We start from the raw sequence: 11,515 nt of genomic DNA on the forward strand, positions 1-11,515 counted from the left end.
CGCCCCGAGCCCCCCCCCAGCCCACCCCCCCCCGCGCCCCCCCCCCGGCCCCCCGCTCTCCGGGGCCCGCGGCGCGCCGCCGCCCGCCCTGGCCGAGGTGGCCGCCGCCGCGCGGCTCAGCATCGAGAGCAGCACGACGGTCGAGGTGGCGGCGTGCTGACGACGACGAGCACTGCCGCCGGGTCCGCCACCGGGCCCCTCCCGGTCGACACGGTGATGGCCGACCTGGTGGTGCGGCCGATCGACGAGTTCGCCGTCCGCCACCCGGAGCTGGTGCGCACGGCCTTCCTCACCGGCAGCTACGTGAGCGGCCACTGGAACCGCCGAGGCCCGAACCTCAACGTCTACTTCATCGCCGAGCCCGGGCGGGCGGCGGACCTGCGCCTGGAGACCGCCCGGCTGTGGACCGGCGTCCGCGCCGCGCTCGCACCGCACGGTCGCACCCTGCACGTGGACTGCCACCCGTTCACGCTGTCGATGCGGCCCGAGGTCAACCACACCGGCCGGACGATCACGGTCACCAGCAAGGTCCTCGAAGGCGAGCAGCAGCCGAACCGGTACCGGTTGCCCCCCACCATCGGCCCGGGCTGGGCCGCGAACTTCCATCTGCTCACCGGCAGGGCCGAGGACCTCGACTGCCTGCGGGAGCATCCCCGGCGTGACGCCGGGTGGATCCGTACGGTGCACCGTGCGCTGTCCCACTACCGCAACGTCCTCGACCACCTGCCGTGGGCCGTCGACTGGCTGAACGCGCCGGCGCCCCTGGTGGTGGAGTCCGCCCGCTACGCGGAGGAGGCGCTCAAGGATGCGCTCGCCCTGGCGCTGACCGCCGAGGAGCTGCACGCCGGGCACCACATCGTCATCCTCTCCGACTGGGCGACCACGGCCCGCCCGTTCATCACGGAGCGGTTCGGCGCCGAGGGCCTGCGGGCGGCGGACCGGGTGGCCGGGCTCAAGCGGTGCGTCGAGCACGCCGACGGCCTGACGCCCGAGGAGGCGGTCCTGGCCTGGCGGTCGGCCCAGCAGGTCATGGCCTGGGCGTGGGCGCGGTTCGTCCCCGTGGCGGTCGAGCTGTGCCCCGACGCCGCGGACCTCGCACGGGTGGACGCGTTCCTGTGACGTCCAGCGCCCCCGGGCCGGGGTACGGCCGCCTCCCCGCCGCGGGCCTCGAACTGTGCCACGGCCCGCGGCTCGTCGGCCCGACCCCGAGCCGTCCCGCGCCGCAGGCCCCGCCCGCCGCGGGGCTCGCGGCCTTCGCCGACGCGGCCCGGGAGCTGCTCGGGGCGCAGCGCGTGCTCACCGATCCGACCACCCTCGGCCTGCACTCCTACGACGCGTCGCTGGACAGCCGCCGCCCCGACGCCGTGCTCGTCCCGCGCTCCGGTGACGACGTGCGCGACCTGGTGCTGGCCGCCGGGCGCCACTCGGTGCCGTGGGTGATGCGCGGCGCCGGCACCGGCTACAGCGGTGGGGCGCTCGCCGACCGCGGCGGCGCGGTCCTGCTGACCCGGGACCTGGACCGCATCCTGGAGATCGACCCCGACCGGCGCCTGGTCCGCTGCGAGCCGGGCGTGGTGCTGGCGGACCTGCGGGAGGCGCTGGCGCCGTACGGGCTGCGCTACCTGCCGGACCCCTCGTCCTACCAGGTCTGCACGGTGGGCGGGAACGTCGCCGAGAACGCCGGCGGGCCGCACGCCCTGGCGGTCGGCCCGACGTCCAACTTCGTGGTCGCGCTCGACGTGGTCCTTCCCGACGGGAGCACCGCCGCGTTCGGGGAGGAGGACGTCTGGCGGGGCGGGCTGGACCTGCGCGGCGTGCTGGTCGGCTCGGAGGGCACCCTCGGTGCGATCCGCGGCCTCACCCTGCGGGTCGAACGGGAGCCGGAGTGCTCGCGGGTCCTGGTCGCGCGGTTCGACGAGCAGGACGCGGCCGCCGCCACCGTCGAGCGGGTCCTGGGCCTGGGCCTGCTCCCCAGCGCCATCGACATGATCACCAGCGCGTACGTGCCGGGGGCGCCGGTGCACGGCGACCCCTCACTGCTGTTCATCGAGGTGGAGGGGACGGCCGGAGAGGTCCGCCACCAGGCAGCCGCGCTGGCCGCGGCGACGGCGCAGGCCGGCGGACGGTCGGAACTGCTGTCCAGCCGGGCCTTCATGGCGACCCGCGCCCAGCTGGTCAGGGAGAAGGTCCGCCGCATGGTCGCCACCGGCGGGCGGCCGTGCTACTACCTGTTCGACGCCGTGGTGCCGCGCAGCCGGCTCACCACACTGATGGCCGCCCTGCGGCGCCGGGCGGACCAGCACGACCTGCCCATCCTCAACACGTTCCACGCGGCGGACGGGAACGTCCACCCGGCGCCGTTCTACGACCCGGCGGATCCCGACTACCGCACGAAGCTGCGGGGGTTCCTCGCCGATGTGCTCGCCGACTGCGCCGCGCTGGACGGCTCGCTCTCCGGCGAGCACGGAGTCGGGCTGGAGAAGGCGGAGTTCATGCCGCTGTTCCACGGCGCGCGCGAACTCCTGGTCATGCGGGGGATCAAGGACGCCTTCGACCCGGCCGGGCTGTGCAACCCGGGGAAGATCCTCCCGGAGCCGGCACCGACGACCGGGCCGGAGACCGAACCGGGCGGGCGGCCGGTCGCGGACGGCTCCCCCGGGCCCGGCCGACGCCGTTCGGCTGCCGCCGGCGCCCCCGCGCTGCGCGTCCGCACCGGCGACGGCGCCGTGGACATCGCTGCCGCCGACGTCGACTTCGCGGCGGTCGCAGACGCCCTGCGCGGCACCGGGCTGGAGCTGGTGTACGAACCCCTCGGCGGCGGTGCGGAGTCGTCCGTCCTCACGGCGGTCGACCGCGGCAGCCCGGCCCTGCGGGAGACCCTCGCGGTCCGCGCCCGCGACCTGGTCCTGTCGGCCGGACTCTCGGCGGGGCCGGACGAGGTCCTGACCGTCGGCGGATCCTGCACCAAGGACGTCTCCGGCTACGAGCTGCGCAGACTCGCCTTCGGCGGCCGGGGCCGGATCGGCCGGCTGACCTCGGTCTCGCTGCGGCTGCTGCCCCGCCCGACCGACCGCCGCTCCCTGGAGGTCGAGGCGGCGGATCCCGCGCAGGGCGCCCTCCTCTGCCGCGAACTGCACCGCCTCGGCCTGCCGTTCACCTCTCTGGGTGTCCTCCTGGAGCCGTCGGCCCGGGTCCTGGTGACCGGCCTCCTCGAAGTGCGCGGCGGGACCCTGGACGAGCACGCCGCCCGCCTGCGCACCGCGCTGCGCTCCCACGCCTTCGAGCTCCGGGCGGGCGAATCCCCGCTGGACTCCCCCGTGGTCACGGCCCTGGCCGACCGGGCCGACCTGGAACACCGGACCGGTCAGCCCTGGCACCTGGTCGAGGTGCTGCGACGGCTGCGCGACGCGGGCGAGCCGGCCTTCGCCTCCGCCGGTCCCGGGGCGCTCTGGCACCCCCCGGGTGCCGTGGCCGGACCCCACCGCCCCCCTTCCCGCGGCACGTCCTCCCTGGGGTCCAGGGTCGCGGCCGCCTTCGAGGTGTGATGTGACGACCGCCGGCACGACGCTCGACCGCTGCACCCGCTGCGGACTCTGCCTGTCCTCCTGCCCGACCTACCTCGAGACCCGGATGGAGCACGACGGTCCGCGCGGGCGGGTCTGGACCCTGCTCGCCGCGCTGCGGGACGGGGACGCTTCCGGATCCGTGGACCGGACCTTCTGGGACTGCACCGGCTGCGGTCTGTGCGTCGCCCCCTGCCCTACCGGGGTCGATCTGCCGGAGGAGCTGAACGGCCTGTGGTCCGCGATGAACCACGGGCGCCCCGCGGCGGATCCGGGTCCGCGGGAAGCGCCCGCGAGCCCCGCCGAGCGCGACCTCGAAGCCGTCCGCGAGCGAGCGGTGACCCGCCTGCGCCTCCTCGCCCCGGAGCCGCCCGGCCCGATTGCGGCTGCGGGACCGCTGATCGCCTTCAGCCCCTACCTCACGGCGCTGCGGCCGGACGCCCCCGCGCGGGCCCGGCGCCTGCTGGCCGCACTGGACGGCGGCGCCGGCCGGACGGACGGCCACGAGGACTGGGAGCGGTGGGCCGCCGCCGCCTGCGGGCTGCTCGCGGACGACGGCCGCCCGGCGGAGGACCGCCGCGCCGTCGAGGCGCTGCGGCGGGCCACTCCGAGCGGTTCCACCGTCGTCCTGCTCGACCGGGCGGCGAGCCGGATCGCCGCCGTCCTCGCCCCGGTCGGCGTGGAGGTCCTGCCGCTGCCCCGGTACCTGGCGCAGCGTCACCCGGGCCGGTGGAGGTTCGAGCCGGACGCCGGCGCCGAGCTCGTCGACACCGCCGTCCCCGAGGACGACTGGTTCGCCCCCCTGCTCGACGCGGTGCCCCGGGACCACCCGCGGCCCGCCCTGCTGCCGCGCCGGTACGCCGGTGTCGCGGGGCGGGACATCCGCCACCCACGCACGATCGCCTCGCTGCGGCACCAGGCGGAGGCCAAGGAACGGTGGCTGGACGGGCGCGGCCTGCTCACCGCGGACCCGCGGAACCTGGCGAGGCACTCGACCGCGCGCTTCTACCTGGAGGGACTGCACCATGACTGACCTTGCGGCGACGGCGGCGAGCCCGTCGCCGACCGACACCGTCCACGCCCCGGCCGACGATCCGGTCGTGCGGCTGTGCGCGGAGCTCATCGCCGCGCCGAGCGCGAATCCGCCCGGCGACGAGGAGCCGGTCGCCGCCGTCGTCCAGGCCCGCCTGGAGCGGGCCGGCTTCGACGTCCGGCGGCGCTACGCGCGGCCCGGCCGGCCGAACGTCCTCGCCGTCCTGGAGCGCGGCGAGGGCCCGCACCTGATCCTCCAGGCGCACCTCGACACCAAGCCCGCCGCGCCCCCTGGGGCGGAGCCCGCGGGCTGGAGCGGCGACCCGCTGGTCGCCCGGATCGCCGACGGCCTCCTCTACGGGCTCGGCGCCTGCGACACCAAGGGAGGCCTCGCCGCCATGGTGGTCGCGGCCGAGCGCCTCGCGCGGCGGGACGACTGGTCGGGCCGTCTGGAGGTCCAGGGCGTCGCCGACGAGGAGGACGGCAGCGCGCTGGGCGCGGCCTTCCTGCTGTCGGAGGGCCTGCTCGCCGCGGACGCGGCCATCGTCAGCGAGCCCACCGGCTGTCTGCCGTCGGCCGCGCAGCTCGGCAACGCGTGGGCCGAGGTGACCGTCACCACCGCCGGGGCGCACGCCGGCACGCCGACGCGGGGCCAGGACGCGGTCGAGGTCGCCCGGCGCTTCATGGCGGAGGTCGAGGCGCTGCTCGCGCAGCTGCCGACCGATCCCGCGTTCCCCCACCACCCGCGGCTGAACGTGGGCCACCTGGCGGCCCCCGGCCATCCGGGGACGCTGTCGAGCGGGTGCGTGATGCGGTGCGACGTCCGGGTCCTTCCCGGGCAGCGGCACGACGTGGTGATGGGGGTCTACACCCGCGCCGCGTCCGCCGTCGCAGACGCGTGTCCCGGCAGTGCGCTGACGGTCCGTCCGTACCAGGGGGGCGGGTGCGAGTCGCACGCCGTGGCCGCCGACCACCCCTTGGTGCTCGCCTTCGACCGCACCCCGGTCGACGGGGCCGGCGGGCGCTGCTCGTTCGCCGGCGGCAGCGACGCCCGGTTCTTCGCCCGGGCCGGAACGCCCGCCGTGGTCCACGGGCCCGGCCACCTCGACCAGGCCCACGCCCCGGACGAGTACGGGCCGGTCCGGCACCTCGTCCTGGCCGCCGACCAGATCGAAACGGTCGCAGCCGACTTCCTCCAGCCCGTCGGCCGGCGCCGAGCCGGCCGGTAACGCCCAGAAACAAGGAGTTCCCCTCCGTCATGATCAACCTCGAACTCATCCGGACCGACCCCGACGCGGTGAAGCGGGCGGCCCACGCCAAGCGGGTGGACGTCGACATCGACCACCTCGTCGAGCTGGACCGGGAGGTCCGCCGGGCGACCGAGCGGCTCGACGCCCTCCGGCACGGCCTCAAGCAGGCCTCCCGGCAGGTCGGCGCGGGCGGCGAGGGGCGGCAGCTCGCGAAGGACCTGGGCGACCAGGTCCGGGCGGCCGAGAAGGCCAACCGGGACCTGCGCGCGAGCTTCGACGCCCTGTTGGCGAGGGTGCCGAACATCCTCGCGCCCGAGGTGCCCGAGGGCGACGACGACAGCGACAACCTGGAGGTCCGCACCTGGAGCACGCCGCGGACCTTCGACTTCCCCGCGCGCGACCACCTGGAGCTCATGCTCGGCCTGGGCATGGTCAACCTGGACGGGCCCCGGAGGTTCGCCGGCGGCCGGTCCTACGCGTTGACCGGCCCGGGCGCGCTGCTGGAGCTCGCGGTGCTGCGCTACGCCCTGGACACCGTGGTCGGCCGGGGCTTCACCCCGGTCATCCCGCCGGTCATCGTGCGGGAGCAGGCGCTCTTCGGCACCGGTTTCTTCCCCGGCAGCCGCGAGGAGACGTACCAGCTCCCGGCCGACGACCTGTACCTGGTCGGCACCAGCGAGGTCGGCCTGGTGGCCATGCACAGCGACTCGATCCTCTCCGAGGAGCAGCTGCCGCTGCGCTACGCCGGCTGGAGCACGTGCTTCCGGCGCGAGGCCGGCGCGGCGGGCCGGGACAGCCGGGGCCTGTACCGGGTCCACCAGTTCACCAAGGTGGAGCAGGTCGTCCTCTGCCACGCGGACCCGGCCGTGTCGGAGCGCGAGCACTACGGCCTGCTCGACAACTCCGAGACCATCCTCCAGGGGCTGGAGCTGCCGTACCGGGTCGCGCTGGCGTGCTCCGGCGAGACCGGTCTCGGGCAGTACCGCAAGCACGAGGTCGAGACCTGGATGCCCGGCCGGGACAGCTACTCCGAGACCCACTCGTGCTCGACCCTCCTGGACTTCCAGGCCCGGCGCTCGCGGATCCGCTACCGCGTCGGCCAGGGCAAGGAGTTCGTGCACACGCTCAACAACACCGCGGTCGCCTCGCCCCGGATCCTGGTGGCCATCGTGGAGAACTACCAGAACGCCGACGGCTCGGTGACCGTCCCGGAGGTGCTGCGGCCGTACATGAACGGGCTGGAGGTCATCGCCCGGTGACGTCCGCGGCCGCCGTACCGCCCCTCGCATCGGTGCCCCTCGGGGCCACCGGTGTGCGGGTGTCCGAAGTGGCGCTCGGCACGCTGAACTTCGGCCTTCCCGGGCGGCCGTCCGCCGCCGACGCGGACTGCGGGCGGATCCTCGGCGCCTACCGGGAGGCCGGGGGCACCGTGCTGGACACCGCTCCGACCTACGCGGACGGGGAGTCGGAGCTGACGCTGGGCCGACTGCTGCGGGGCTGCCGCGACCAGGTCCTGCTCGGCACCAAGTTCGGACTGCGCGGCCCCGGGGCGCCGTTCACCGGCGGCCTCTCGCGGCGCAGCCTCGTCGAGTCGCTCGAGGGGAGCCTGCGGCGGCTGCGGACCGACCGGGTGGACGTCCTGTGGGTGCACGCCTGGCAGCACGGCACCCGGATCGAGGAGTTGCTGCCCGCCCTCGACGACCAGGTCCGGGCGGGCCGGGTGCTGTACGTGGGCGTCTGCAACACCCCGGCCTGGGTGGTGAGCCGCTACCAGGCCACGGCCCAGCTCAGGGACCGCGCGCCGTTCTCCGCCATGCAGGTGGAGTACTCGCTCGCGCAGCGCGACAGCGACCGGGAGCTGCTCCCGATGGCCCGGGACCTCGGCCTTCCGGTGTTCGCCTGGTCGCCGCTGGGGCGCGGCCGGCTGCTCCGTCCCGCGGGGGCGGACGAGGAGTCCCGGAGCCGGGCCCGGCTGACCGTCGGGGCCGCGCGGGAACTCGGGGTGCCCCCGGCCGCCGTGGCGGTCGCGTTCGTCCGCGCCAAGGGGCTGATCCCCGTCCTGGGCGCCTCCAGCGCCGACCACCTCGCGGAGAGCCTGCTCGGTGCGCACCTGCGGCTGCCCGGGCCGGTCCTCGACCGGCTGGAGCGCGCCTCGGCCGTGCAGCCCGGCTGGCCGCACGCCTTCGTGGAGTCGGTGCAGTCCCGTATGTCCGGCTGAGCGGCCGTCGGCCGTCCCCGGCCGCTGCCGCCCGCCGCTGGTCCACGCCCCGCCCGATCCCGCCGGGGGTGCATTGTGACAAGTAATATTGACTAGCAGTCATGTTCTGTCATACGTTCCTCGTGCACCATCCGAACGAGTGTCACACCGCATGCCGGGAAGGGGGAACGGCCATGACCGGCACGACCGTCAGCATCCTCATTCCGGCGCGGAACGAGGAATTGACCCTGCCGTCGACGCTGCCCGGGATCCTCAGGGCCGCCGAGCAGCTCGACGAACCGTTCGAAATCGTCGTCATCACCCCGACCACGTCGCCGATGCTGCACCGGCCGCCGATCCGGGACCACCGGATCCGCTGGCTGGCCACCGAGCGCCCGGGGAAGTTCCAGGCGCTGCGGGTCGGCGCGGCCCACGCGGACGGCGACGTCCTAGTCCTGGTCGATGCGGACGTCCGCCCCGACGCCGCGGCGTTCGACGAACTGACGCGGACGGTCCGCAGCGGCACGGCCGATGTCGCGGCCGGCCGCATCACCTTCGGTGCGGCCACCGGCCCGCCGGTCGCGCGGCTGCTGACCCACTGGGCCACCATGTCTGCGGACGCCTGGAACCTGCTGCGCTCGCAGCGGCCGGAACACCGCTGGGCACTCCCCGGGGCGCTCTACGCCCTGCGCAGCGAACTCCTGCCGGAGAGCCTCGACGTCGCCCTGGTCGACGACGCGTCGATCGGCCTCGCCGCCGAACGCGCCGGGGCCCGGTTCGCGTACGCGGCGAACGCCGGGGTGGAGGTGTCGGCCCCCCGGACCTACCGCGAGTGGTGCCGCCAGAAGCTGCGCAGCCGGCGCGGCTGGGCGGCCCTGGCCGAACGCGAGCCGGGCAGGGTCCGGGCGCTGGAGGCCTGCATCGCGCACTGCTTCGCCGCGTCCACGGCCGGCAGCCGCACCGCCGGCCTGATGTGGACGCAGGACCGGGTCCTGCGCGGCGTCGCCCGGCTCACCCCCCGCCCCGAGGCCTGCGCGACGGGTGCCTGGACGCCGCAGCGCGCCGCCGCACCCCGTGAGCTCGCGATGGCCGCGCATCGCACCACCCGAACCCGTGCCGAGTGAGAGGCGCCGAGTGAAAGGCGACGACGACGTGCTGGGACACCTGCGCTCGACCAGGGACGAGGGCCCGCGACCGCTCACCGACGGACTGGTCGAGCTGCGGGAGCAGCTGGCCCCGTTGGAGCGCCACGTCGTGGACCTGGACGTCCTGGGCTACACGGTCATCGAGAACGCCCTGTCCGCGTCGGCCGTCGCCGACCTGCGCGGCGGGCTGCTGTCCGCCGCGGCCGAGGACGACGCGGTCGCCGTGGACCGGCTGTCCGGCGCGAGCCACCGCGACCGCACGCAGGAGGTCGTCATGCTGCTGACCCGCGGCGGGCGCGCCTACGAGGAGCTCCTGGTCCGGCCCGAGCCGCTGCACCTGATCACCTACCTGCTCGGCCGCAACCGGGTCCTGAGCAGCATGACGGGCTATGTGAAGGGGCCCGGGAGCACCGCGCTCGGCGTCCACTCGGACACCGCGTACGTTCCCGACCCGGTCGCGCCGTACGCCCAGCTGGCCAACGTCAACTACTGCCTGAGCGACTACACCCGGGCCGACGGCTGCCTGCGGATCGTGCCCGGGAGCCACCGCTACGGGCACCGTCCCCGCGACGAGCGGGCGGCGGAGCACTCCGTGCCGGTCGAGGCACCGGCCGGCTCGGCGATCGTCTTCCACGGCAACACCTGGCACGGCGCCTACCCCCGCACCAACGACGGGCTGCGGCTCACGGTGTCCGTCCTGTTCGCCCGGAGCTACCTGCGCCCGCAGGAGCACTACGGGCCCTCGGTCACCCCCGGGTTCCTCGACCGGAACCCCGCGATCGTCCGCGACCTGCTGGGTCTCGACCTGCCCACCGGCTGGTCGACCCCCGCCGAGGCCGCGGAGGTCGTCCGCCTGCGGCGGCAGAAGGCGCCGTCCTTCTACCGGTCGCGGGCGCAGCACACCTGACCGGGACGCCCGGACCCGGACGCATGACAAGGACGCCATGACAAGGACGGAGAGCATGCTCCTCAGCAGCGACATCGGCAACGTGACGGCCCCCGAGAACGTCACCGACCCCTATCCCCTGTACGCGCGGCTGCGCCGCCACTCCCCGGTCCACTGGAGCGAGGACGCGCACTGCTGGCTGGTGACCAGGCACGAGGACGTGCGGCGGCTGCTGTCCGATCCCGGGCTGCGGTCACGTGACAAGACCGCCCAGGTCGCGGCCATGGAACCGGTGCTGCGCGCCGCGATCGAACCCGTGGAGTCCTGGCTGAACCTGTGGATGGCGTTCTCGGACCCACCGGTGCACACCCTGCTCAAGTCCCCGCTGAAACAGGCGTTCACGCCGGCGGCCGCCCGGGCCGACTCCGCCGGCCTGGACCGGCTGGCCCGGACGCTCGGCGCGGGTCTGGGGCCCGGGAGGCACGATCTCCTCGCCGACTTCGCGGTGCCCTTCGCGGTCCGCGCGACCTGTTCGATGCTGGGCGTGGAGTCCGCCGAGGAGCCGCGGGTCCTGGAATGGTCGGCGGCCGTCATGGGCTACCTCACCAGCCCGGGCTTCCGGGTCGCCGCGGGCGAGGGCGTCACGGCGGCCCTGCGTCCGCTCCGCGCCTACCTGACCGACGAGCTCATGCCGCGGCGCGGCAGCCAGGTGGCGGGCATCATGCACGACCTCTGGCGCACCGGGGAGTTGACGCTCGACCAGGTCACGGCGCTGTTCGCGCAGCTCCTGACCGGCGGAATCGAACCGGTGAGCACCGCGATCGCGGTCGCCGCGCTCGGACTGTTCGCCGATCCGGCCCTGGTGGAAGCCGTCCGGTCCGGTGAGGTGCGGCCGGACGCGGTGGTCGCGGAGGCCCTGCGCCACGACGCGTCCTTCCACTTCGCCTCCCGGATCGCCGTCCACGAACTCGAGGTCGACGGCCACCGGATCGCGGCCGGCGCCCCGGTGAAGCTGGTCATCGCCTCCGCCAACCGGGACGAGGCCGTCTTCCCCGACGGCGAGCGGTTCGATCCCCGACGGCCCGAGGGAGCGGGTGCCGCGTTGACCTTCGGCCGCGGGATCCACCACTGCCTCGGCCGCGCGTCCGCCGTGGTGCAGATCGAGGCGGCCGTGCGCGCCCTGCTGGAACGCCCGGTGCCGCCTCGGCCGGCCGGGCCCGGCGAGCGGTTGCCGAGCTTCGGCTCCACGGCGTTCGCGGCGGTCCCCTTCCTGTTCTGAGCCCTCCCGCTCTGCACTGCACTGCACGACGAGCACGACGCCCACGCACGCCTCCGCACCTGACCGACCCTGCGTGCCGGCCGTGGGGGGGGGGGGGGGGGGGGGCGTGGGGGGGGGGGGGGGGGCGGAGGGGGGGGTTGGTGTTCGATGGTGGGAGGGGGTG

At 75.3% G+C, this 11,515-nt stretch carries 9 protein-coding genes; all 9 read left to right on the top strand.

Features of this window, described 5'->3' with window-relative positions; all coding sequences use genetic code 11:
• The first annotated feature begins 153 nt into the window (after nucleotides 1-153).
• Nucleotides 154-1,119 carry a hypothetical protein gene (locus ACFV0G_RS17355; RefSeq protein ID WP_380547687.1) on the top strand — a complete coding sequence of 322 codons (966 nt, stop codon included), beginning with the start codon at nucleotides 154-156 and terminating at the stop codon, nucleotides 1,117-1,119.
• Nucleotides 1,116-3,545, top strand: a complete 2,430-nt coding sequence (locus ACFV0G_RS17360) for an FAD-linked oxidase C-terminal domain-containing protein (protein ID WP_380547690.1) — start codon at nucleotides 1,116-1,118, stop codon at nucleotides 3,543-3,545. Before ACFV0G_RS17355 ends, ACFV0G_RS17360 begins: the two co-directional genes overlap by 4 nt.
• 1 nt (nucleotide 3,546) lies before the next feature.
• Nucleotides 3,547-4,596: a 4Fe-4S dicluster domain-containing protein gene (locus ACFV0G_RS17365; RefSeq protein ID WP_380547694.1), complete on the top strand. Its 1,050-nt coding sequence runs from the start codon at nucleotides 3,547-3,549 to the stop codon at nucleotides 4,594-4,596.
• The gene (locus ACFV0G_RS17370; RefSeq protein WP_380547697.1) at nucleotides 4,589-5,824 is read left to right on the top strand and encodes a M20 family metallopeptidase; all 1,236 of its coding nucleotides are present in this window, start codon (nucleotides 4,589-4,591) and stop codon (nucleotides 5,822-5,824) included. The genes ACFV0G_RS17365 and ACFV0G_RS17370 overlap by 8 nt, the downstream gene beginning before the upstream one ends.
• 29 nt (nucleotides 5,825-5,853) lie before the next feature.
• On the top strand, nucleotides 5,854-7,104 hold the full coding sequence (gene serS, locus ACFV0G_RS17375) for a serine--tRNA ligase (protein ID WP_380547700.1): 1,251 nt from the start codon (nucleotides 5,854-5,856) through the stop codon (nucleotides 7,102-7,104).
• 59 nt (nucleotides 7,105-7,163) lie between these two features.
• A complete protein-coding gene (locus ACFV0G_RS17380; RefSeq protein WP_380547703.1) occupies nucleotides 7,164-8,063 on the top strand; it encodes an aldo/keto reductase in 900 nt (299 codons plus the stop codon).
• Nucleotides 8,064-8,236: 173 nt separating this feature from the next.
• Nucleotides 8,237-9,166, top strand: coding sequence for a glycosyltransferase (locus ACFV0G_RS17385; RefSeq protein ID WP_380547706.1), 930 nt, complete (start codon nucleotides 8,237-8,239; stop codon nucleotides 9,164-9,166).
• A gap of 10 nt (nucleotides 9,167-9,176) precedes the next feature.
• On the top strand, nucleotides 9,177-10,094 hold the full coding sequence (locus tag ACFV0G_RS17390) for a phytanoyl-CoA dioxygenase family protein (RefSeq protein ID WP_380547709.1): 918 nt from the start codon (nucleotides 9,177-9,179) through the stop codon (nucleotides 10,092-10,094).
• 55 nt (nucleotides 10,095-10,149) lie between these two features.
• Nucleotides 10,150-11,352 (top strand): cytochrome P450, encoded by a 1,203-nt coding sequence (locus ACFV0G_RS17395; RefSeq protein WP_380547712.1) that lies wholly within the window; start codon nucleotides 10,150-10,152, stop codon nucleotides 11,350-11,352.
• The last annotated feature ends 163 nt before the right edge of the window (nucleotides 11,353-11,515 follow it).

This window comes from Kitasatospora sp. NPDC059571 (assembly GCF_042735675.1).
Taxonomy (GTDB): domain Bacteria; phylum Actinomycetota; class Actinomycetes; order Streptomycetales; family Streptomycetaceae; genus Kitasatospora.

What these genes read in the sequence shown, in the direction of transcription:
- serS (WP_380547700.1), top strand. Translation starts at nt 5,854, where the DNA reads ATGATCAACCTCGAACTCATCCGGACCGACCCCGACGCGGTGAAGCGG.
- ACFV0G_RS17385 (WP_380547706.1), top strand. Translation starts at nt 8,237, where the DNA reads ATGACCGGCACGACCGTCAGCATCCTCATTCCGGCGCGGAACGAGGAA.
- ACFV0G_RS17370 (WP_380547697.1), top strand. Translation starts at nt 4,589, where the DNA reads ATGACTGACCTTGCGGCGACGGCGGCGAGCCCGTCGCCGACCGACACC.
- ACFV0G_RS17395 (WP_380547712.1), top strand. Translation starts at nt 10,150, where the DNA reads ATGCTCCTCAGCAGCGACATCGGCAACGTGACGGCCCCCGAGAACGTC.